The sequence below is a fragment of the Flindersiella endophytica genome, assembly GCF_054779015.1.
This window is the reverse complement of sequence record NZ_BAAGYY010000023.1, coordinates 481253-502273: the sequence shown is the minus strand read 5'-3', so window position 1 is coordinate 502273 and position 21021 is coordinate 481253. Positions and strand designations below refer to the sequence as shown.

Here is a 21021-nt window from a genome sequence, read left to right as displayed (position 1 = left end):
ACCGGCCCTCCCCAGGGCCGAACAGATGATAGGACGTCGCTCGCAGGCGTTACGCTCGGTGTCGTGGATGCGTACGCGGGCGCGGGCGACCTTCGGGCGTCCGACGACGATCGGGAACGGCAGGCCGAGATCATCCGGCAGGCCGCGTCCGAGGGACGGCTGACCCTGACCGAGCTGGATGAGCGGCTGGAGCAGGTGTACTCCGCGAAGACGTACGCCGAGCTCGCCGTCGTCACCCGCGACCTGCCCGGCGGCGAGATCGCGCGGCACGCGTCGAGCACCGCGGGCGGCGGTGTGGTGCCGGCCGGCGTGCGCGAGGTGAGCGCGTTCTTCTCGGAGCAGAAGATCAAGGGCCAGTGGATGGCGCCGCGCCACCTGACGGTGCGGGCGATCCTCGGCTCGGTGAAACTCGACTTCACCGAAGCGTCGATGCCGCAAGAGGTCGTGATCGACAGCCAGATCGTGCTCGGCGAGCTGCAGATCGTCGTACCAGAGGACGTCGCCGTCGAACTCGAGCCCGGCACGACGATCCTGGGAGAGCGCAACAGCAAGGTCTACACCGCGCGCACGCCCGGCACACCGGTGATCAAGATCCGAGGCACCGTCTTTCTCGGCGAGGTACAGGCCAAGCCACCGCCGAAGAGCTTCAAGAAATGGCTGCGGCGGGGTAAGGCCTAGCCACCGCCCGACCCACCGACCCGCGGCTACCTTCGCCGGGCGGCGTGGCGGTGGGTGTGGTTGAAGTGCGGTGTCGGGCGAGGCGTGCGGCTGGCGCGGTGGGCTGGCCGCCCGCCGATGCGCGGGTGCCGGGTGTCAGCTGGCGCGGTCGAAGTCGATGGCGGCGTAGGCGCGGAGTTTTGCCAGGCTGTGCTCGGACTCGATGGAGCGGATGGTGCCGCTGCGCGAGCGCATGACCAGCGAGTGGGTGGTGCAGTGGCCACCGCTGTAGCGGACGCCCTGGAGGAGCTCGCCGTCGGTGATGCCGGTGGCGACGAAGAAGACGTCGTCGCCCTGGACGAGGTCTTCGGTCGTCAGTACGCGGTCGACGTCGTGGCCGGCGTCCACGGCCTTTGCTCGTTCGGCGTCGTCGCGGGGCCAGAGGCGGCCCTGGATGCTGCCTCCCAGGCACTTCATCGCGCAGGCGGCGATGATGCCCTCGGGTGTTCCACCGATGCCGGCCAGCAGGTCGATGCCAGTCCCCGAGCGCGCAGCCATGATCGCGCCGGCTACGTCGCCGTCGGAGATGAACTTGATGCGGGCGCCGGTCGCTCGCACTTCGGCCATCAGCGACTCGTGGCGGGGGCGGTCGAGGATCACGACCGTGACGTCCTCGGGTGCGCCGTGCTTGGCCTTCGCCACTCGGCGGATGTTCTCGCTGATCGGCGCGGTGAGGTCGATCACGGAGGCGGCCTCGGGTCCGGTCGCGAGCTTCTCCATGTAGAAGACCGCGGACGGGTCGTACATCGCGCCGCGCGGCGCCACGGCCAGCACCGAGATCGCCGACGCCATGCCCTTCGCCGTCAGCGTGGTGCCGTCGATCGGGTCGACGGCGACGTCGCATTCGGCGCCTTCGCCGGAGCCCACGAGCTCGCCGTTGTAGAGCATCGGCGCGTTGTCCTTCTCGCCCTCGCCGATCACGACGATGCCGCGCATCTGAACCGACGCGATCAGCGTGCGCATCGCGTTGACGGCCGCCGCGTCGGCGCCGTTCTTGTCGCCACGACCGACCCAGCGGCCGCCGGCCATCGCGGCGGCTTCGGTGACGCGGACCAGCTCGAGCGCGAGGTTACGGTCGGGAGCGTCGGCGTCGACCCGTAGATCCCGTGGAATCGCCGTCGGTTCGGTCATCACAACACCCCTAGTCTTCGAGGTCCTCGTGCTCGTCACCCGCGCCGGGCGCCGCGGAGGCGGCCTCCAGCCGGGCGCGCGCACCGTCGAGCCAGGCCTGGCAGATCCCCGCGAGCTCCTCGCCGCGTTCCCACAGGCGCAGCGACTCCTCCAGCGTGGTGCCGCCGTTTTCGAGCTTGCGCACGACCTCGATCAGCTCGTCGCGGGCCTGCTCGTACGACAACGACGTCGCGGAAGCGGAAGGTGTCTCTGTCACGACTCGACCCTAACCGGGAACCGCCCGCCGGCTACGCGCGCGTCGAGCTGCTCGTCCACCGTGACCTCCTCGGGAGAACGGACCACGCCACCGTCGGCCTTCTGCAGCACGGCATACCCCCGATCGAGCGTTGCCTGCGGAGAAAGCGACCGCACCCGCGCCAGGTTGTGCCTGACATCATCACCGGCCCGGTCCAACTGCTGCCGCAGGCACCGCCGCCCGCGGTCGCGCCAGCCCAGGACGTCCTCCAGACGCCGGTCGATCTCGCGCAAGGGATTGCCGAGCGCCGACCGCGCCCGCAGGTTGTGCAGACCGGTGCGCTCACGCTCGATCCGCCCCGCGACGATCTCGTACGCCCGCGACCGCAGCTGAACGATCCGCGCCGCCTCCTCACCCACGTCGGGAACGATCCGCCGGGCCGCGTCGGTCGGGGTCGAGGCGCGTACGTCGGCCACCAGGTCGAGCAACGGCTGGTCCTGCTCGTGCCCGATCGCGGAGACGATGGGAGTGCGACAAGCAGCCACCGCCCGGATCATGCCCTCGTCGGAGAACGGCAGCAGGTCTTCGACCGACCCGCCGCCCCGCGAGACCACGATCACGTCGACCTCGGAGTCGGTCTCGAGCCGCCGCAGCGCCTCGATCACCTGCTCGGCCGACTGCGGCCCCTGCACGGCGACGTTCTCGATCCGGAACTTCACGGCCGCCCATCGCCGCCTGGCGTTCTCCACCACGTCGCGCTCGGCAGCGGAGTCGCGCCCGCAGATCAACCCGACCTTCCGCGGCAGGAACGGAAGCCGCCGCTTCAGCTCCGCGGCGAACAGCCCTTCGGCCGCGAGCAGGCGTTTCAACCGCTCCAGCCGGGCGAGCAGCTCGCCGAGCCCCACCGGCCGGATGTCGTCGGCCGCGAGCGAGAGCGTGCCGCGCGGGATGTAGTAGGTCGGCTTGGCGTGGACGAGGACCCGCGCGCCCTCGATCACCGGCGGGTCGACGCTGTCGTAGATCCGGCGTGGGCACGTCACCTGCACGGAGATGTCGGCAGCGGTGTCACGCAGCGTCAGGAACACCACGGTCGTGCCGGGCCGGCGGGTGAGCTGAGCGACCTGGCCCTCGAGCCAGACCACGCCGAGCCGGCCAACCCACTGGCCGAGCAGGTTGGCGATCTGTCGTACGGGAGCCGGGTGTTCCGGCGATGTCTCCAACGCCATGCGAGAACCCTAGGCCCACCCACCGACAGGCCGGACCGGCCCGGGGAAGCCCGCGAGCCGGTCCGGTCGACGAGTCACCGATCAGTCGAGCTGAGGCTCGCTCGAACGGCACTCACCGCCCCACTTGTGGTAGTTGCCCTTGTTCGCCGCGGCATTCATGTCGGCCTCGTCGTCGGCCTCGCCGCCCCAGTACCCGGACGCACCCTGGTGGATGCACAACGTCATCCGGTCCGGGCTGGGAGCCGCGTCGTAGACACGTACGTGGTCGGCGCCGGCCTGCGGCGTGCCGTTGTTGAACCAGGACGCGTCGTCGTTCTTGACCGGCTCGGGCCAGGTGCCGTTGACGTACTTGTGGTACATCGTGCCTTCGTACGGCGTGTTGTACCAGGCGCAGAACGCACCAACCGGGCAGTCGCCCTTGTCCGCGCTGGCGATCCCCGGGCCGGTCGCCAGGGCGAAGCCGCCCGCTACCGCCAGCGTCCCGGCGATCGACAGGATCTTCTTCAGCATGCTGATTCCCTCCGCTAATGGTTTTGTCGCGTGTTGGTGATCGTCCGGGCCCGCTCCAAAGCGGACACGGACAGCGCCTGGTAGTCGGCGATCAGGTCGCGATGCTCCTGGTAGACCTGCCTACGGTAGGTCTGTTCCAGGTCCTCGCCGATCCGCACCAGGCGGGTCTTGGTCGCGCACTCCGCTTCGGCGGCGGCCGCCTCGATCTCGTCGGCCTTGGCCCGCTTGCGTTCGGTGAACTGTGCGCGCAGCTCGTCCGGGCTTCCGGCGTCGTGTCCACGCTCGCGCATGCAGCGCTGCCAGCCGTTCAGCGCCTTGCGGAACCGCTGGTCGGCCTCGAGCTTCCGTGCATACAACGGCGAGAGGTTCTCGACGTACGTGCTTACGTTGAACCAGCGCTCGAAACCGCCGTAGAGCTGTCCCTGCGCCTGGGCCGTGCAGCCGCCCGGATTCTGCTGGACGGTGTACCCGGTCGGCAGCTTGATGGTCAGCTCGCGAGTACCCCGCCGGCCGTGTAGCGCCTCGCCGTACGCCTGCTGCGCCTTCGGCGAAAGCCTTTGGAGGTAAAGCGTGTTGGGGTGATTGGCGCGATAAGAGTCCAGGTCGACGGTGCCCAGGCCGAGTCCGTGCTTACGAGCGAACGCGACACTCTCGTTGCCGTACGGCAGGTCGCTGGGCTGCGGCGGCGGGTCGGTGAGGTAGACCCTGAACCCCGCTTCGCTCATGCAGCGCTGCACCAGGATCTGCTCGGCGTCGCTGAGCAGCGCGCGTTCCTTGCTGGTCAGGGCCCTGCCAGGCGGTGGCTCGGCGTTCGTCACCCCGCAGCCGGTGACGCCGCCGGCGAGCACGACCGCCGCGGCGAGAGCCGTTGTGAGCTTCCCCGTTCGCTTCATGCCACAAGAGCCTGGCCGGTCGTCGCGCGGCCCGCGATCGTTTCAACGTACGCCGAAACGAGGCCGGATCGGCAACCCGGACAGCCCTTCGCGCATCGGCGGCCGACCTTTATAGCGCGGATATAGCGGTTTGATAGCGCCCTGTCCGAGGCTGGTGTCCAACGGGGAGCACGACCAACGGGGGACAGTCATGTGGCGGATCCACTTCACGCCAGACGATCTTGCGCGAGTCCGACTCGGGCGGGACGCCGACGTAGGCTGCGAGATCAGCCGCAGTCTGCGCATCTTGGCAGGTCAGACCGGTGAGCCGGTCTTCGGGCAGTGGCGGCGCCGAGCGCGGGTGCGGCTGGGCGCGAGCTGGCGCCGGCTGGGTCCGGAGCTGGCAGCCGCAGCCGCCGCCGGCGGAGCGGGCCACGCCGGTCGCCGGCTGGCGCGGCGGTACTTCGACCAGCTGCTCGCGCCACACTGGCCGCGAATCCGCCGGCTGGCCGGAACGGAGACCCGCCGGCTCGGCGACTCAATGGCGCACGGTGGGGCGGCGCGCATGCTGTCGGAGGTTTCGCCGTTACTACGTTGGGATACGCCGGTTCTACGGATCGCGGACAAGCCGGACGAGCGCGACATCTTCCTGCGAGGCAAGGGAATCGTGTTGCAGCCGTCGTTCTTCGCCTACGACGACTGCGGTCTGCACGAGCCGCCCGGCGGCACGCCGGTGCTGGTCTATCCGCTGCAGCTGGAAGCCGGCTGGTTCGACGCCGAGCCGGTGTGCGGACGGCAGGCCCTGCGTACGTTGCTCGGAACCACTCGTGCGCAGGTGCTCGAGCGGTTGGCGGAAGACCATCGGACGACGAGTGAGCTCGCCGCCGTGCTCGAACTTTCGGTCGCATCCGCCAGCCAACACGCCAAGGTGCTGCGTGAAGCAGGGCTTGTCAGCAGCAATCAGTGCGGAAAAACTGTTGTACACAAGGCTTCTTCGCTCGGCGAGCAACTGCTCGGGCGGCTGGTGGGTCATTAGTGTGTTATGCTCATACCACGTGTGTGGAATAGCAGCGATTTATGGTGACAGCGATCCGGCCACGGGTGTGCGTATGCTTTCTCAGCTTCTGCACCGTGGGCCGGACGACCTCGGCGACGTATCAATACCCAACTTTGCCTGGCTTGGCCATACCAGGCTGTCGATCGTGGACCTCGGGGGCGGCCGGCAGCCGCTCGAGGCAGACGGCGTTTCGCTGGTCTGCAACGGCGAGATCTACAACCACGAAGAGCTTCGTGACAAACTCGGCCACGACCGGTTCCGGACCAGCTCCGACAGCGAGGTCGCGTTGCGACTGCTGGTCGACAAAGGGCCGGAAGCACTCACCGAACTCCGCGGCATGTGGGCGCTGTGCGCCGCAGGGCCCGGGATGTTCGTCGCGGCAAGGGATCCGCTCGGCATCAAGCCGCTCTACTGGGCCCGGCACGACGGCGTCGTCCACTTCGCATCCGAACTGAGGGCGTTCGATCCCGAGGTGCGCTGGGCGGTCGAGGCGTTCCCGCCCGGCTGCTGGTGGACTCCGGAGGACGGCCTGGTTCGGTTCGCCACCCACGCACCAACGCTGGAACGCCTTACCGAGCAGCCGATCGAGGCTTCGCCGGCGCCTGTCCAACTCGACGTACCGATGCCCGATGAGACTCTCACCGAGGTGCGCGACGTGATCGTCGACTCGGTCGAGCGGCACCTGATGGCCGATGTGCCTGTCGGTGTGTTCCTTTCCGGCGGGCTCGACTCCAGCATCGTCGCCGCGGCCGCGGTCAAGTCGCTGGCCGAGGACGGCCGCACGCTGCAGACGTTCGCCGTCGGCACGCCCGAGAGCAGCGACCTGCAGGCGGCCCGCGAGGTCGCCGAGTTCCTCGGCACCGACCACCACGAGGCCACGTTCGACGGCAGGGACGCTCTCGGCGCTGTGGAGGATGTCGTCGCCGCTGTCGAGTCGTTCGATCCGCTGCTGATTCGCAGCGCGGTGCCCAACTGGTTCCTGGCCGAGCTGGCGTCCCGGCACGTCAAAGTCGTCTTGACGGGCGAAGGCGCCGACGAGCTGTTCGCCGGCTACTCCTACTACCACTCCGACTTCACCGACCCCGTTGCTTTGCAGGCGGAGCTCGTCCGTGGGCTGGGTGAGCTGCACGGGCTCAACCTGCAGCGCTGCGACCGCGTGACGATGGCGCACAGCCTGGAGGCGCGGGTTCCGTTCCTCGACCACGACGTGATCGCGTGCGCGCTCAGCCTGCCGATCCAGTGGAAGACGGTCGGGGCCGATCGCGTGGAGAAGCGCCTGCTGCGTGAGGCGTTCCGGGGCTGGTTGCCCGACAAGATCATCGATCGTAAGAAGGAACAGTTCGGCACCGGCAGCGGCGCGGCCGACGTGCTGGCCGAGCAGGTGAGCGACGGGATCGAGCCGGCGGAGTTCGAGCGGGAGCGCGACGTGGTGGAGCCGCCGCTGCGTAACCGCGAGGAGCTGGCCTACTTCCGGATGTACACCCGCCACCTGGCCGGCCTGCGACCGGAGCGCACGCTGACCAGGTTCGCCCACGCCTAGAGCTCCGGCCGCGCGCCGGCGTACCTGCTCGGCTTGCGAGCATGGCCTGTGGGCGCGTGCGAATGACCACGTTAACCACGTATTTAGCTGGTTAACGTGGTCATTCGCGCTCCGCCACGCCAGCAGGTGCTCCGCCACGCCTGTAGGTGCTTCGCCACGCCTGTAGGTGCTTCGCCACGTCCCGGGGCGTGGTTAACCCGCCAATTGCGTGGTTAACGTGGTCATTCGCAGCCGGCGGTCGTGGCGTCCACATCGGGTGGTGCCGGGCTAGACGATGCGGAGGAACTGGCTCGGGCGCAGCGCCCGAGCCACGATCCGGGTGTCGCCGATCCAGCCGTAGAAGCCCTGGCCGTACGCGTTGTCGAACTGCGTGCCGCCGATCGCGAAGGGCTTGCCCTGGGTCGTGATGCCGTTCGACTCCTCCGACGCGTTCCGCGCGATCCGTGACCCGTCGACGTAGAGCACCGTGTGGCGCCCGTCGTTCACCACGGCGAGGTGCGTCCATCGTCCGACCGGCAGGGCGTGGCTCCACGACGTCGGGTCGGCGTCGCCGGGTACCGGATAGACGACGAACTGCAGGAAACGCTCCGGCGACAGGTTGAGGCTGCACGTCGGCTCGAGGTCGGACCAGCCGCTGTGCTTCCCGGCGTCGCCCGCGCGTCCCTCCCAGCTCAGGATCCCCATCCACGCGTGATCGCCCTCGAACGGAGCAGGCAGCTTGATGAACGTCTCGATCGTGTAGCCGGACTGGAACTTCTCGCTGTTGAGCGGCGCATCGGCCCCCGTCCGCAGCACCGCGCCGCGATCCGGCGACTGCCCACCGTCGAACCGGAGGCTGGCGTGCGCCGGCTGCGCGTCGTGGTGTTCGGCCGACCACCGCAGCGCCGACGGCCCGCTGGCGTGCAGCCGCTCGACGCGCAGGTCGTTGCCGTTCCCGCTGAGGTCCCGCGCCACCGTGCCGTCCCCGACCGGCGTCCCGTCAACGCCGGGCACAGCCAGGCCGGCCTGGTCGAATCGCCAGTACGCGATCGTCCCGCGCGGCATCACGGCCTGCGGCGGCCGCGGCGCCGGCAGATCCGGTGGAGCGAAGCCGCCGAATCGCGAACGGAAGTCCACCTCGACCGCGAACCGGTCGACGCCGGACGTGAGATCGACCGTTTCGGCCTCCAGCTGCGAAGGCGATCGCGAAGCCTGCTTGCGCAACCACGGCGAGAACGTCGACACGTCGATCGTGTTGCGTACGAGGTCGAACTCGTACAGCCGGACCATTCCCGCGCCGCCGTAGTACCGATCCTGGTAGTTCGTGATGTGCAGGTGCACCGGGTTGCCCGCATCGTTGGTCAGCGTCACCCGCCCAGGCGGCCAGTAGTGCCCGCCGAGCGCCAGGAAGATCTGGTCGTTGTCGCGAATCAGCCGGTCCCACAGCCGCCGCCCGTGATCCGACAGCGACGCCTCCCCGTCGTCCGAGGCCCAGACGACATCGTGCGTGGTGAGGATGGTGGGCAGCTTGGGATTCTGGTCGAGAACGCGCTGTGCCCACGCCAGGCCGGCGTCCGAAACCCGCCAGTCCAGCGCCAGCAGCAGCCACTCGAGCCCACCGGCCCGGAAGCGGTGGAAGCTGTTGTACCCGTCCGGTGACGAGCCACCATACGTACGCGACCGCGCGAACCGCGCCGGCCCGAACGTCCGCAGGTACGGAGTGTCGCCGCGCTGGTCGTCCGTGCTCGAAGGGACGTCGTGGTTGCCGGCCAGCACGCTGTACGGCAACCGGCCGTCGATGGCTCTGAAGATCCCGTCCGCGGCCCGCATCTCGGTCGCGGTGCCGTGCTCGGTGATGTCACCGAGCTGCGCCATGAACACGATGTTCGACCGTTCGCGCTCGCCGAGGAGGTAGCGCAGCGTCTCGCGGACCGGCTCGTGGTCCGAGCCGCCCTCGTCGAGGAGGTACTGGGTGTCGGGCAGGACCGCGACGGTGAATCGCTCGGTCGTGGAAGCCGCGGAGGTGCCGGTGTCGGCCTGCGCGGCAGGCGTCTGAGCGGCAACGGCGGCGATCGGGGCGGCAGCGGCTGCCTGCAACAGCCGGCGACGGGCTAGGTTCACGGGCGTAGTCTGCAGGCTCTGGCGGGCGCCGGGGTGACGTTTCGCCGAACAGGTCCGGTGGCGAAAGCGAAGCTTTACGGCAGGATGGGCCCATGTCGCTCAACTTGCTGCCCCTGCCGCGCTCGCTCGAACCCACCGACGAGCGCTACACCGTCGAGCCGGGCAGGCTCATCGCGCTGTCCGGACCCGACGCCGGCGCACTGCTGTTCTCCGCGCAGCGCCTGCAGGCAGCGCTTCGCACGTACGCCGGCACCGGCTGGGAGATCTCGGCCGCGCCCGACGTTTCCGAGAGCGAGCTCGGTGTCTCGCTGCGGATCGTGCCCGAGCGCGTACCCCACGAGCAGGGCTACGAGCTGACCGTCACGCCCACCGGCGTGCTGGTCGAGGCCGCGACGCCGCAAGGGATCTTCTACGGCGTCAGCACGCTGGTGCAGCTGGTCGAGCAGCACGGCGCGACAGTGCCCTGCCTCACCGCGGCCGACTGGCCCGACCACGCGGCTCGCGGCGTGATGCTCGACATCAGCCGCGACAAGGTGCCGACGGTCGAGACCGTACGCGCGCTGATCGACCTGCTGGCCGGCTGGAAGGTCAACCAGGTCCAGCTCTACACCGAGCACACGTTCGCCTACCGCGACCACCGCGAGGTGTGGGAGCACGCGTCGCCGTTCACCGGCGAGGAGATCCTCGAGCTGGATGCGTACTGCCGCGAGCGGTTCATCGAGCTGGTCCCCAACCAGAACGCCTTCGGGCACATGCATCGCTGGCTGACGCACTCGCGTTATGCCCACCTCGCCGAGGTGCAGGGCGACTTCGAGACGCCGTGGGGCTCGATGAGCGGCCCGTTCAGCATCTCGCCGGTCGATCCCGGCAGCCTCTCGCTGGTGAGCGGGTTGTTCGACGAGCTGCTGCCGCACTTCTCCAGCAAGCAGCTCAACGTCGGCTGCGACGAGACGTTCGACCTCGGGCAGGGGCGCAGCAAGTCGCTGGTCGAGGAGCGCGGCATCGGCCGGGTCTACCTCGACTTCCTGCTCTCGCTCTACAACGACGTCAGCGAGCGCGGCTACACCATGCAGTACTGGGGCGACATCATCGAGCAGCACCCGGAGCTGATCCCCGAGCTGCCGAAGGACGCCGTGGCGCTCGGCTGGGGTTACGAGGCGGAGCACCCGTTCGCGCAGCTCGGCGCCAACTACGCCGCGGCCGGCGTGCCGTTCTACGTCTGCCCGGGCACGTCGTCGTGGTGCACGATCGGCGGCCGCACCAAGAACGCCCTCGGCAACCTGCTGAACGCCGCCGAGGCCGGGCTCGAGCACGGCGCCTCCGGCTACCTCATGACCGACTGGGGTGACCGCGGGCACTGGCAGGTGCTGCCGATCAGCTACCTCGGGTTCGCGGCCGGCGCGGCCTACTCCTGGGCGCTTTCGGCCAACCGTTCGCTGGATCTGGCCGAGGCGATCTCGTGGCACGCGTTCCGCGACCGCACCGGCTCGTACGGACGGATGGCCTACGACCTCGGCAACGCCTACCTCGAGATCGACACGCGGCAGGTCAACTCCACGCTGTTCTTCTGGATCCTGCAGGGCGTGCCGGAGGGCTACACCGGCAAGCGGTTCGAGGGCGTCACTCCGGAGATGTTCGACCGGGCGGAGGCCGCGATCGACCAGGCGCTCGAGCCGCTGGAGTCTTCCGCGTCGGAGCGTGCCGACGCCGACCTGTTGCGTTCGGAGTTCCTCAACTCCGCCCGGATGATGAAGCACGCCTGCCGGCGTGGGCGGCTGTTGCTGGACGCCGAGCCGGAGCCGGAGGCCGCGAGGCAGGAGCTGCTGGGCGACCTGGTGGAGTTCGTCGAGGAATTCCGCCGGATCTGGCTGGAGCGCAACCGGCCGGGCGGGCTCGACGACAGCGTGCAGCGATTCGAACACCTGCGCGAGAGCTATCAGTAACCTGTCTGTCATGGCTGTACGACGGATCGACGTAGCGGAGCGGCGGGCGCGGCTGGGAGTGCGCCACCATCTGGCGGTGGTTGCCGGTAGCGCGCCTGCGGCCGCGCCTGACCTGGTGACGGTCGCGCGCGATCTGGTCGGCTTGCACGGCACCGACCCGGCGTCGGCGTACGTCGCTGCCGCCGTGCGGACCGGATATCTCACGCCGGATGCGATCTCGAAGGTGCTGTACGAGGATCGTTCGGTCGTGCGCATGCTCGGCATGCGGCGCACGATGTTCTACCAACCGGTCGACCTGATGCCGATGGTGCAGGCGGCGTGCACTGACGCGATCGCGGCGCGGGAACGCAAGCGGTTGATGGGCTTTCTCGCCGACGACGAGATCGCACCGGACGTCGAGGCGTGGTTCTCCGTCGTCGAAGGCCATGTGCTGAAGGCGATCGAGACGCGAGGTGAGGCGACGGCGGCGGAGCTCGGGGCCGATGAGCCGTTGCTGCGCACGCAGATCGTGTTCGCGCGCGGGAAGCCCTACGAAGGCAAGCAGAGCATCTCGACGCGGGCGCTGTTCATTCTCGCGGCCGAAGGGCACCTGATCCGGGGACGGCCGGTGGGGACGTGGTTGTCGAGCCAGCACCGGTGGGCCTGGGCGAAGACGTTTCTGCCTGAGCAGCCTGCCATGGCGGCCGACGATGCGACCGTGGAGCTGGTCGGGCGATGGCTGCGGGCGTTCGGGCCGGGAACACTCGTCGACCTGAAGTGGTGGACCGGCCTTGGCCTCGGCGTCATCAAGAAGGCGCTGGCGAAGCTCGACGTGGTCGACGTCGACCTCGACGGGCAGCCCGGGCTGGTGCTGGCCTCGGATGCCGCGCCGGTCGCGGCTGTCGAGCCTTGGGTGGCGATGCTGCCTGGCCTGGATCCGACGCCGATGGGCTGGAAGGAGCGCGACTTCTACCTCTCGGCCGCTTGTCGTTCGGCGCTGTTCGACGTCAACGGAAACATCGGGCCGAGCATCTGGGCGGACGGGCGGATCGTGGGCGGCTGGGCGCAGACTGCGGGCGGGGCTGTGCAGTATCGGCTGATCGAGAAGGTGAATCGCGACGTACGCAAGGCTGTCGAGGCCAACGTCGAGCGGCTGGCGGAGTGGTTCGGTGGCGTTCGGGTGATCCCGCGGTTTCGTACTCCTTTGGAGAAGGAGCTCGGCGGGCCGGCCTAGACGACCTGCCTGGCCAGCCATTCGTTGTATTCCGAGTCGTCTTCCGGCGTACGGTCGATCAGCTCGGTCAGCGCTGTGCGCGCGGTCTGCAGGTTGTCGATCATCGCCGTGAGGCGGTCGCGTTCGTTCTCCAGCGGTGGAAGCAGCGTGCGGCAGCCGGGCGCGAGGCCGTTGCCGGTGTCGACCATGCAGGGCAGCACTTCGGCGATGAGGTGGCTGGGCAGGCCGGCGGCGAGCAGGGTGCGTACGTGCCGGACAGTCTCGACGGCGCTCGGCGGGTAGTCGCGGTAGCCGCTGTTCAGGCGATTCGGCGTGAGCAGGTTCTGCTCCTCGTAGTAGCGCAGTGCCCGCTTGCTGACGCCCGTCAGCTTGGCGAGCTCGCCGATTCGCATGTTTCGGGCCTCCTGGGATTTGCGCTTGACCTTCACGTCGACGTGAACCTTTAGCGTCGTCGGCATGACAACTATTCCTGTGACAGTGCTCGGGCTCGGCAACATGGGGCGAGCGCTCGCTTCGGCGTTCCTGGCGGCTGGGCATCCGACGACGGTGTGGAACCGCTCGGCGGGCAAGGCGTCCGCGCTGGTTTCCGCGGGAGCGCGGCAGGCTGACTCCGTTGTGGACGCGGTGTCGGGCGCTGAGCTGGTAATCGCCTGCGTGGTGCACTACCAGGCCGTACAGGCGATCGTCGACCCCGCGGCTTCGGCGCTGGGTGGGCGGACGCTGGTGAACCTCACGGCCGACTCGCCGGCCAGCGCGCGTTCGATGGCCGCGTGGGCGGATGAGCACGGCATCGACTATCTGGACGGCTCGATCATGACGCCGACGGTGACGATCGGAACACCGGGCGCGGTGCTGATCTACAGCGGGCCGGAGCCGCTCTATCAACGGCACAAGGGCGTGCTGGCGGCGTTGGGCGGAACGCAGTCGTTCCTCGGCACGGACCCGGGCCGGGCGGCGGCGTACGACGTGGCGTTGCTCGACCTGTTCTGGACGTCGGTGTCGGGCATGGCGCACGCGTTCGCGCTGGCTCGTGCCGAGGGGATCTCCGGGGCTGAGCTCGCGCCGTTCGCTGCCGGGCTGGCGGATCTGCTCGGCAGTTCGATCGCCGAGCACGCCGAACGCCTCGACGAGGACCGCCACGACGCCGACATCGCGACGCTGTCGACGGTCGCGGCGGGGTTGGAGCACGTCATCCACGCGGCCGTCGGCCGGGGCTTGGATGTCAGCGTGCAGCAGGCGGCGTACTCGCTGATGCGCCGCGCGATCGATGCCGGGCACGGCGACGAGGACCTCTCGCGGCTGACGACGATGTTGCTGAGCTCTTCTTCTACGGGCAGCGGATGACCTGTCCGGCGTAGGCGAGGCCGCCGCCGAAGCCGAACAGGAGAGCGGGCGCGCCGCTCGGGATCTCGCCGCGTTCGACGAGCTTGGAGAGGGCGAGGGGCACGCTCGCGGCGGAGGTGTTGCCGGAGTCCACGACGTCGCGGGCGACGACGGCGTTCTGGGCGCCGAGCTGCTTGGCGAGCGGCTCGATGATCCGGAGGTTGGCCTGGTGGGGGACGAACGCGCCGAGCTCCTGCGGTGTGACGCCGGCGCGGGCGCAGGTCTCGCGCATCAGGTCGGCCAGCGCGGTGGTGGCCCAGCGGAAGACGGCCTGCCCGCTTTGCGAGAAGTACGCCGGCTCGCCTTCGATGCGTACCGCATCGCTGAGTTCGGGAACCGAACCCCACACGACCGGGCCGATGGCCGGCGTCTCGGCTTTGGTGACGACCGCTGCTCCGGCGCCGTCGCCGACCAGGACGCAGGTCGAACGGTCGGTCCAGTCGGTGTAGGCGCTCAGCTTCTCCGACGCGACGACGAGCGCGTTGGTCGCCGCACCCGCGCGGATCGCGTGGTCGGCGGTGGCGAGGGCGTAGCAGAAACCGGAGCAGGCGGTGTTGATGTCGTACGTCGCGGGCGTGCCGAGCCCGAGCCGCGCCGCCACCCGGCCCGCCATGTTGGGCGACCGGTCGACGGCCGTACACGTCGCGACCGTGATGAGGTCGATGTCGTGGCTGGTCAATCCACTGTGTGCCAAGGCCTTCTCGGCTGCGTACGCCGCCATCTCGTCGACCGTCTCGCCCTCGGCGATGTGCCGCGTCCTGATGCCGACCCGGGAACGGATCCACTCGTCGTTGGTGTCGACCAGCTTCGCGAGATCGTCGTTGGTGAGCACTTTGGCCGGCTGGTAGTGCCCGAGGCCGATGATCTGGGATCCGTCCATGATCGGATTATAGCGAACGGTCGTACGCTAAACTGGCTGGCTATGAGTCCACGCAGATCCATCCTCGAGGCGGCGGCCACGCACGAGGCCATCCTGGCCATCGGCGTGCGGATCGCTTCTGTGGAAGGGCTGGAGGGGTTGACGATCGGCCGGCTCGCGGCGGCGCTGGACATGAGTAAAGCGGGGGTGCTGGGACATTTCGGCAACAAGGAGGCCTTGCAGCTGGACGTGCTGGAGGCAGCGGCCCGCATCTTCCGCCGCGAGGTGCCTGGGCGCGCCGCGGGCGCGACGCCGGGACTGGCCCGTCTGCGTTCCATCTGCGACGCCTGGTTGTCATACCTGGACCGCGACGTCTTTCCGGGCGGCTGCTTCTTCACCGCCGCCGCCTCCGAGTTCGACGGCAGGCCGGGCCGCGTCCGCACCGCCATCGCCGACCACCTGTCCACCTGGACGCGCTTCCTGGAAACCGAAGCCCGCGCCGCCGTCGACGCAGGCGACCTCCCCGCCGACCGCGACCCGGCCCAGGTGGCCTTCGACCTGATGGGAGTAGCGCTGGCGGTCAACCAACGCCTCCAGCTCCACGGCGACAAGTCGGCGCTCGCGCGAGCCCGCCACGCCTTCCGCCGCGTCTTGTCGCCCGGCTGAAACCGGTTTCTGGCTTGCTGGCGGACACAGCTGTCCGGGCGTGGCGCTTCGCCCACTTCAGCCGCGGCCGAGCGCCTGCATCCGGCTCACCGGGCCAGCATGAGCGCGAAGCTCATCTCTTCGGCGTACTCACCGCCGCCGTCATAGGCCAGAAGCGTTTCGCGTAGTTCCGTCTCGAACGCTGCCAGCCGATCGCCGAAGGCGGTCTTGGAGCCGAACGACGTGGAGTACGTATGGCCGGCGATCTCGTCGACCGTCCAGACCTTCCGCACCAGGAACTCCTGCGTGTCGACCTCGGCGAAGCCGGCCGCGCGCAGGACCTCCTCATGGGTCGCGGGGTTCAGGGTGTCGGGCGACGTCACGGCCGCTCCTCGAGAGCTCGGCGGCGCCGTCCACTTGTAGACCACCTCGTTGACGAGCCGTTTCCACGGTTCCGTTCCCCACCCGAACCCGCTCGACCACAGCAGCGCCAGGCATCCACCCGGCTCCAGCCACTCTTTGACCAGCCCGGCGACGATCTGTTGGTCCAGCCGGTGGAAGGCGTTGCCGATCGTCACGAGCTTCAGCGACCCGGCGGCGAACTCCAGATCCTCCGCACGGCCAACTCGCCAGCTCACGTTCCCGATCCCCAGGCTCTCGGCCAGCTGCCGGCCGACCTCGATCATGTCCGGTTCCTGGTCGACGGCCACGACGTCGGCTACGTACGGTGCGAGCGGCAGCGCGACCTTCCCAGGCCCGCAGGCCAGGTCGAGCAAGCGTCCAGAACTGTCCAGGCCGGCGCGCGAGCGCAGGTCGTCGAGCAGCGAGTCGGGATAAGGCACGCGATAGCGGGCATAGAAATCAGCGGTACCCGCGTACAGGTCCGGCGCGAAGTTCATCGTCCAAATATGTCAAGCGCTGACGTCATTGGTCACTAGTTTCATCCAGATGGACATGACGATCGACATCAAGGGCCTGCTGATCGGGCAGCTCGAGTTCTACTGGGACTTCCACCTCTGGCCGCGCCTGCAAGGGCTCACCGACGCGGAATACCTCTGGGAGCCCGCCAAGAACAGCTGGACGATCCGCCCCGGCGGGCCGGACGGCACCTACCTGCCCGACTGGGAGTCGCCGCCGCCCGATCCCGCGCCGGTGACGACGATCGCGTGGCGGATGCACCACGTCGCGATCGGCTGCTTCGCCGGACGATACAACGCGTTCTTCGGCGACAGCCCGGACATGTTCGCCGACCTGCGTACGGCAGGCGCGCCCGCCACCGCCGCCGAAGCCCTTGCCTGGTTGGAGAATCACTACACGAACTGGCACGACGCGATCGCCGCGCTCGACGAGGAGAGCTTGGCGAAGCCGCTCGGCGAGCGCGGCGGGCCGTACGCCAACGATCCGATGGCCGGGCTGATCGTTCACATCAACCGCGAGACGATGCACCACGGCGGCGAGATCTGCCTGCTGCGAGACCTCTACCGCGCGGGGATCTCGTCGACGTAGGCGCTGGACTGCAAACGGTAGAGATGCGCGTACTTACCGTCGAGTGCCATCAGCTCGCTGTGGCTGCCCTCCTCGATCAGCCGGCCCTCGTCGAGCACCAGGATCCGGTCGGCGGATCGTACGGTGGAGAAGCGATGTGAGATCAGAACGACCGTACGGCCGTGGCGCAGCTCGCGAATCGTCTCGAACAGCTGCGCCTCGGCCTCGGCGTCGAGCGCCGCGGTCGGCTCGTCCAGCACGATGAACGAGGCGTCGCGGAACAGCACCCTGGCGATCGCGATCCGCTGCCACTGGCCGCCCGAGAGGTCGACGCCGCCTTCGAGTTCGGCGCCCAGTTCGGTGTCGAAACCGTTGGGCAGCTTGTCGAGGAAGTCCGCGGCACCGGCTGCCGCAGCCGCGCCGGCGATCGCCACCCGGTCGTCGACCCGGGTCACGTCGCCGATCGCCACGTTGTCGGCGGCCGAGAACCAATAACGTCCGAACTCCTGGAAAACAACGCCGATCTGCCGGATGCCGCCGCCGTCCGTCAACGTGGACAGCGATTTCCCGTCCCAGCGGACCTCGCCCTCCATTGGCGCGTACAGACCCGCGAGCAGTTTGGCGAGGGTGGTCTTGCCGGAGCCGTTGTGCCCGACGATCGCGATCACGTCGCCGCGACCGATCTCGAAGCTGACGTTCTCCAGCGCGGCCTTGGTCGACTCGGGATAGGCGAACGAGACGTTGTCCACGGCGAGCTTCCCGAACGGCTCGACATCACGCGGCTGGGCCGTGCTGTCGGTCCGCCAGTGCCGCAACCTCTGGAAGTCCTCCAGGTAAAGGGAATGCTCGGTGGCGCTCGCCAGACTGACCGCGGCTTGTTGGCATCGGTTGGCCAGCATGAGAATCGCCACGCAGGCGGCGATCGCGGAGCCGAGACTGATTCCGCCCTGACGTACGAACCACAGCAGTGCCGTCACCGCCCCGCACAGGACGACCGCACCGACCAGGCTGCCGAGGGCCGTTCGGCGTAAGTAGGTTCGCACGATCGAGGCGATCCCGGCCAGCCGTTCGGCATAGAGGTCGACCCACCGGGAGAGCAGGTATCGACCGAGCCCGAACGCGCGTACCTCCGGTGCCGACTTGCGGTCGGTCAGCATCCGCTCGAGCTGGAATCGTGAACGGTCGTTGGGCGTGTCGCCGAAGCTGAACGAGTACATCTCGCGGCTGTTCGTCTGCCCTGTAAGCCAGATCGGTACGCAGGACGCCACGGTGATGAGCACGAGCCACGGGTTGATGACCGCCAGGACAACGGCCAGCCCGACGGCGCTGACGACTGCCGAAATGAGCTGAGGGACGGCCATCGCGATGGGGATCGCGCTGCCGCTGTTGCGCTGGACCCGCCGGATCTGGTCGTGGAACTCCGGGGTGTCGAAGTCGCGCAGGCTCGAGCGGATCGCGGCTTCGAGCATGCCCTGACTGGTGAACCAGACAACGCGTTCGGCGAGCAGGCGGTGTATGCCTGTAGCGGCGGCGCCGGAGAACGTCACCAGCGCTGCGACGAGCACGACGGCGAGGAGTAACTGCCAGAGCGCGGTGGTGACGGTGCCGCCGTGGGTCAGGAGTTCGGTCAGCAGCATGCGGGCGATCAGGAGCTCGACGACGAGGCCGATTCCGGAGACCGCGAACAAGACGATTGTCCCGACGAACGCACCTCGGCTGGCCTTCGCGACGAGCTTGACGGCAGCGACCGCGCCACGGCCCGCCTTGGTGATCGCCGCCGTACGGGTCTCAGTCATCTCCGGGTCCGATCGTCGGGAAGCCCCAGATCGCAAGCGTCACAGGGTCTGTGCCCTCGGGACGCTTGCGCTTGTACGGCTCCAGTACCTTGCCGATCTCCTCGCCGACCTGCTTCAGCTCCTCCGGCGTCATGTACGTGCTGAACTCCATCGCGAAGCCGACCTTGCGCCAGCGCTTCGGAAGGGTCAGCTGCTCGCGGGCCCAACGTTCGATTCGATCGAACATCAGCCGGCGCAGTGCGGCCGATATCTCGAGCGCCGCCCGGCGCGCGTTGCCGGTGAGGTTCTCCGGCTCGATCCGCATCGCGTTGGACTTGATCTTCCACGGGCGGTTGCGGCCCTTGCCCTTCTCGGCCTCCTCGACGAAGCCGTATTTCGCCAACGTACGAAGGTGAAACGAGCAGTTCGCCGGGCTCTCACCGATCCGTTCGGCGACCTCGGTGGCCGTCATCGGGCCCTCTTCACCGATGAGCTCGCGGATCCGAAGGCGGATCGGATGCGCGAGGGCACGCATCGCCTTCGGATCCTCGAGCGGCTTGACGTCGTCATCAGACATGTTTCGAAACTAATCTTTCGAAACATGTGTTGTCAAGTGTTCTACTTGGTCAGGCGCAGCAGTCCGCCTGGGGTCGGGCGGAAGCCGCAGGCGCGGTAGAACGGCTCCAGGTGGTCCTCGTAGTCGACGTGCAACCACTCGGCTCCCTGGGCTTTTGCCTGGTCAGCGGCCTGTTGAACGAGGTGCTTGCCCAGCCCTTGGCGCCGCTCGCCGGGGTGGACGGTGGGCTCGAGCAGGAACGCGTGGACGCCGCCGTCGCCGACGACATACACGAAGCCGACCAGCCGTTCGTCGCGGCGGGCGGTGAGCCAGATCTGGGCGTGCCGGCTGATGTGGCCGAAGCTCGCGCTCGAGTGGCCGGGCCAGCTGGCGGCGTAGAGCGCGTTGAGCTCGTCGTCGTTCAGCGGTGGGTTGAGGTCAAGGCGGATGCCCGGGAAGTCGGACACGGGAGTTTCTCCTTGTGAGGTTGAGGTTTGCGCAGGGCACAGTGATGTGCGGATCGGTGCGTAACCATCAAGCCTCACCTCCTCGTGTCTGTTCGGAGGCTAGCCGATCGGTTTGCGATAGACCATCAGATATCGCCAGAAGACCAGGCGGCGCAGCTTGCGGCCGGGAAGGAGCTTGCTGGACTCCTTCTTCAGCTGTTCCCAGGTCAGGTCGGGTACGGCTACGGGCGGGTAGGGCGGCTCCGGTGGCAGTCCGCGTACGCGATCGGTCGTGTAGACCGCGAGCTTGGCGATCACGTTCGCCGGAATCGCGGCGACGTCGATCCAGCGGTCGGACGGCAGGTCGTCGTACAAGCCGAGCACTGCCAGCGTCCCGCCTGGATTGAGCGCGTCGCGCAGGCGCGTAACGGTGTCGAACGGCGTGTGGTGGAGGCTCGCCAGGCACGAGACGTAGTCGTACTGGCCGAGCTCACAGGTGGTGGCGTCGGCGGTCCGGAATCGTACCTTCGAGCCGTTCGACTGTTGTTTTGCGACCTCGATGACCTCGTCCGAGGGGTCGATCGCGTCGACGTCCAGTCCGCGTTGCTCCAGCCGGCGGGCGAACAGGCCGTGTCCGCAGCCGACGTCGAGCGCCGTGCGGGCGTGCTGGGGGACTTTGCGTAGGAGAAGGCGGTGGTAGTGGTGGTTATGGTTGAACGGCATCGACGGACCATCCGGTGTGAGTGGCCCACGTCTCGGCGGCACTCATGAGGATTTCCATGGCGGGTGCCTTGATCTGTCCGTAGGCGAAGATGTCGGTCACGCTCTGGGCAAGGCGCGACTTGAAGTCGCCCCAGGCTTTGCGGGAACGCTCGTCGGCGCGGAGGTAGTCGCGGAAGAGCAGGTTGTGGCGTACGTTCGGGCCGTTCTTGATTCGTACGTGCACGTTGCAGGGGCGCGCGTTGACCGGCGGGGCGAAGACGAGCTTCTCGCACTCCTCGCCGCCCGAGATCTCGATCCGGTTCCACGACTCGGGGCGGAGCCGGAAACCGATCTTGTCGAACGCCTTGACGATGCGTTGCTCGTCCAGCTTGGCGACTCTTACCTGAACGTCAATGCAGTCCTTCGCGGGGAGGCCCGGGACCGAGGTGGAGCCGACGTGATCGATGGCCAGGGCCAGTCGGCCGAGCGCCTTGTCGAGCTGCTCGGCGAGCCGGTCGAAGTCGCGGGGCCAGGTCACTCGATAGGGAACGACCATGACGCCATGGACCAGCTCATCCGGGAACGGCATGGCCGGTAAGCGTAGCGGGGACGGGGTAGGACTTGGG

Annotated in this window: 22 protein-coding genes; 8 read left to right on the top strand and 14 right to left on the bottom strand. The window is 68.5% G+C overall.

Going from position 1 to position 21021, the window contains the following annotated elements:
- Positions 1-63: 63 nt before the first annotated feature.
- A complete protein-coding gene (locus ACYVF6_RS26665; protein ID WP_460525284.1) occupies positions 64-678 on the top strand; it encodes a DUF1707 SHOCT-like domain-containing protein in 615 nt (204 codons plus the stop codon).
- Positions 679-813: 135 nt separating this feature from the next.
- Here ACYVF6_RS26665 and glpX read toward each other — a convergent pair whose 3' ends face one another.
- From glpX to ACYVF6_RS26640, 5 genes are all read right to left on the bottom strand, one after another.
- Complete coding sequence (gene glpX / locus ACYVF6_RS26660) at positions 814-1848, bottom strand: fructose-bisphosphatase class II family protein (RefSeq protein WP_460525283.1); 1035 nt, start codon at positions 1846-1848, stop codon at positions 814-816.
- 10 nt (positions 1849-1858) lie between these two features.
- Positions 1859-2104 (bottom strand): exodeoxyribonuclease VII small subunit, encoded by a 246-nt coding sequence (locus ACYVF6_RS26655; RefSeq protein WP_460525282.1) that lies wholly within the window; start codon positions 2102-2104, stop codon positions 1859-1861.
- Positions 2101-3309 carry an exodeoxyribonuclease VII large subunit gene (xseA, locus tag ACYVF6_RS26650; protein ID WP_460525281.1) on the bottom strand — a complete coding sequence of 403 codons (1209 nt, stop codon included), beginning with the start codon at positions 3307-3309 and terminating at the stop codon, positions 2101-2103. Before xseA ends, ACYVF6_RS26655 begins: the two co-directional genes overlap by 4 nt.
- 81 nt (positions 3310-3390) lie before the next feature.
- Positions 3391-3819, bottom strand: coding sequence for a peptidase inhibitor family I36 protein (locus ACYVF6_RS26645; protein ID WP_460525280.1), 429 nt, complete (start codon positions 3817-3819; stop codon positions 3391-3393).
- Between the two features lie 14 nt (positions 3820-3833).
- Positions 3834-4712, bottom strand: a complete 879-nt coding sequence (locus tag ACYVF6_RS26640) for a hypothetical protein (RefSeq protein ID WP_460525279.1) — start codon at positions 4710-4712, stop codon at positions 3834-3836.
- Positions 4713-4998: 286 nt separating this feature from the next.
- Between ACYVF6_RS26640 and ACYVF6_RS26635 the strand changes: the two genes are divergently transcribed.
- A complete protein-coding gene (locus ACYVF6_RS26635; protein WP_460525277.1) occupies positions 4999-5727 on the top strand; it encodes an ArsR/SmtB family transcription factor in 729 nt (242 codons plus the stop codon).
- Positions 5627-7288 (top strand): asparagine synthase (glutamine-hydrolyzing), encoded by a 1662-nt coding sequence (gene asnB / locus ACYVF6_RS26630; protein WP_460525276.1) that lies wholly within the window; start codon positions 5627-5629, stop codon positions 7286-7288. The genes ACYVF6_RS26635 and asnB overlap by 101 nt, the downstream gene beginning before the upstream one ends.
- A gap of 267 nt (positions 7289-7555) precedes the next feature.
- Here asnB and ACYVF6_RS26625 read toward each other — a convergent pair whose 3' ends face one another.
- Positions 7556-9388 (bottom strand): LamG-like jellyroll fold domain-containing protein, encoded by a 1833-nt coding sequence (locus ACYVF6_RS26625; protein WP_460525274.1) that lies wholly within the window; start codon positions 9386-9388, stop codon positions 7556-7558.
- A gap of 92 nt (positions 9389-9480) precedes the next feature.
- Between ACYVF6_RS26625 and ACYVF6_RS26620 the strand changes: the two genes are divergently transcribed.
- Both ACYVF6_RS26620 and ACYVF6_RS26615 read left to right on the top strand, forming a co-directional pair.
- Complete coding sequence (locus ACYVF6_RS26620; RefSeq protein ID WP_460525273.1) at positions 9481-11331, top strand: beta-N-acetylhexosaminidase; 1851 nt, start codon at positions 9481-9483, stop codon at positions 11329-11331.
- Positions 11332-11341: 10 nt separating this feature from the next.
- Positions 11342-12544: a winged helix DNA-binding domain-containing protein gene (locus ACYVF6_RS26615; protein WP_460525272.1), complete on the top strand. Its 1203-nt coding sequence runs from the start codon at positions 11342-11344 to the stop codon at positions 12542-12544.
- Here the strand turns inward: ACYVF6_RS26615 and ACYVF6_RS26610 are convergent.
- Entirely contained in the window at positions 12541-13002 is a 462-nt protein-coding gene (locus ACYVF6_RS26610; protein ID WP_460525271.1) for a MerR family transcriptional regulator, read from the bottom strand. The genes ACYVF6_RS26615 and ACYVF6_RS26610 overlap by 4 nt on opposite strands.
- On the opposite strand from ACYVF6_RS26610, the gene ACYVF6_RS26605 reads away from it, so the two are divergent.
- Positions 13001-13888, top strand: a complete 888-nt coding sequence (locus tag ACYVF6_RS26605) for an NAD(P)-dependent oxidoreductase (RefSeq protein WP_460525270.1) — start codon at positions 13001-13003, stop codon at positions 13886-13888. The genes ACYVF6_RS26610 and ACYVF6_RS26605 overlap by 2 nt on opposite strands.
- Here ACYVF6_RS26605 and ACYVF6_RS26600 read toward each other — a convergent pair.
- The gene (locus ACYVF6_RS26600; protein WP_460525269.1) at positions 13872-14807 is read right to left on the bottom strand and encodes a beta-ketoacyl-ACP synthase III; all 936 of its coding nucleotides are present in this window, start codon (positions 14805-14807) and stop codon (positions 13872-13874) included. The genes ACYVF6_RS26605 and ACYVF6_RS26600 overlap by 17 nt on opposite strands.
- A gap of 42 nt (positions 14808-14849) precedes the next feature.
- On the opposite strand from ACYVF6_RS26600, the gene ACYVF6_RS26595 reads away from it, so the two are divergent.
- Entirely contained in the window at positions 14850-15452 is a 603-nt protein-coding gene (locus ACYVF6_RS26595) for a TetR/AcrR family transcriptional regulator (protein WP_460525268.1), read from the top strand.
- 86 nt (positions 15453-15538) lie between these two features.
- Here ACYVF6_RS26595 and ACYVF6_RS26590 read toward each other — a convergent pair whose 3' ends face one another.
- On the bottom strand, positions 15539-16330 hold the full coding sequence (locus tag ACYVF6_RS26590) for a class I SAM-dependent methyltransferase (protein ID WP_460525267.1): 792 nt from the start codon (positions 16328-16330) through the stop codon (positions 15539-15541).
- A 49-nt stretch (positions 16331-16379) separates the two neighbouring features.
- On the opposite strand from ACYVF6_RS26590, the gene ACYVF6_RS26585 reads away from it, so the two are divergent.
- The gene (locus ACYVF6_RS26585) at positions 16380-16937 is read left to right on the top strand and encodes a DinB family protein (RefSeq protein WP_460525266.1); all 558 of its coding nucleotides are present in this window, start codon (positions 16380-16382) and stop codon (positions 16935-16937) included.
- Here ACYVF6_RS26585 and ACYVF6_RS26580 read toward each other — a convergent pair.
- The 5 genes from ACYVF6_RS26580 to ACYVF6_RS26560 all read right to left on the bottom strand — a co-directional run bounded on the left by ACYVF6_RS26580 (position 16910) and on the right by ACYVF6_RS26560 (position 20984).
- Positions 16910-18712 (bottom strand): ABC transporter ATP-binding protein, encoded by a 1803-nt coding sequence (locus ACYVF6_RS26580; RefSeq protein WP_460525265.1) that lies wholly within the window; start codon positions 18710-18712, stop codon positions 16910-16912. The two genes, ACYVF6_RS26585 and ACYVF6_RS26580, sit on opposite strands and share 28 nt — an antisense overlap.
- Positions 18705-19268 carry a winged helix-turn-helix domain-containing protein gene (locus tag ACYVF6_RS26575; protein ID WP_460525264.1) on the bottom strand — a complete coding sequence of 188 codons (564 nt, stop codon included), beginning with the start codon at positions 19266-19268 and terminating at the stop codon, positions 18705-18707. The genes ACYVF6_RS26580 and ACYVF6_RS26575 overlap by 8 nt, the downstream gene beginning before the upstream one ends.
- A 41-nt stretch (positions 19269-19309) precedes the next feature.
- The gene (locus ACYVF6_RS26570; protein WP_460525262.1) at positions 19310-19714 is read right to left on the bottom strand and encodes a GNAT family N-acetyltransferase; all 405 of its coding nucleotides are present in this window, start codon (positions 19712-19714) and stop codon (positions 19310-19312) included.
- A gap of 99 nt (positions 19715-19813) precedes the next feature.
- Positions 19814-20416: a class I SAM-dependent methyltransferase gene (locus ACYVF6_RS26565; protein WP_460525261.1), complete on the bottom strand. Its 603-nt coding sequence runs from the start codon at positions 20414-20416 to the stop codon at positions 19814-19816.
- The gene (locus ACYVF6_RS26560; RefSeq protein WP_460525260.1) at positions 20400-20984 is read right to left on the bottom strand and encodes a GrpB family protein; all 585 of its coding nucleotides are present in this window, start codon (positions 20982-20984) and stop codon (positions 20400-20402) included. Before ACYVF6_RS26560 ends, ACYVF6_RS26565 begins: the two co-directional genes overlap by 17 nt.
- Between the last annotated feature and the right edge of the window lie 37 nt (positions 20985-21021).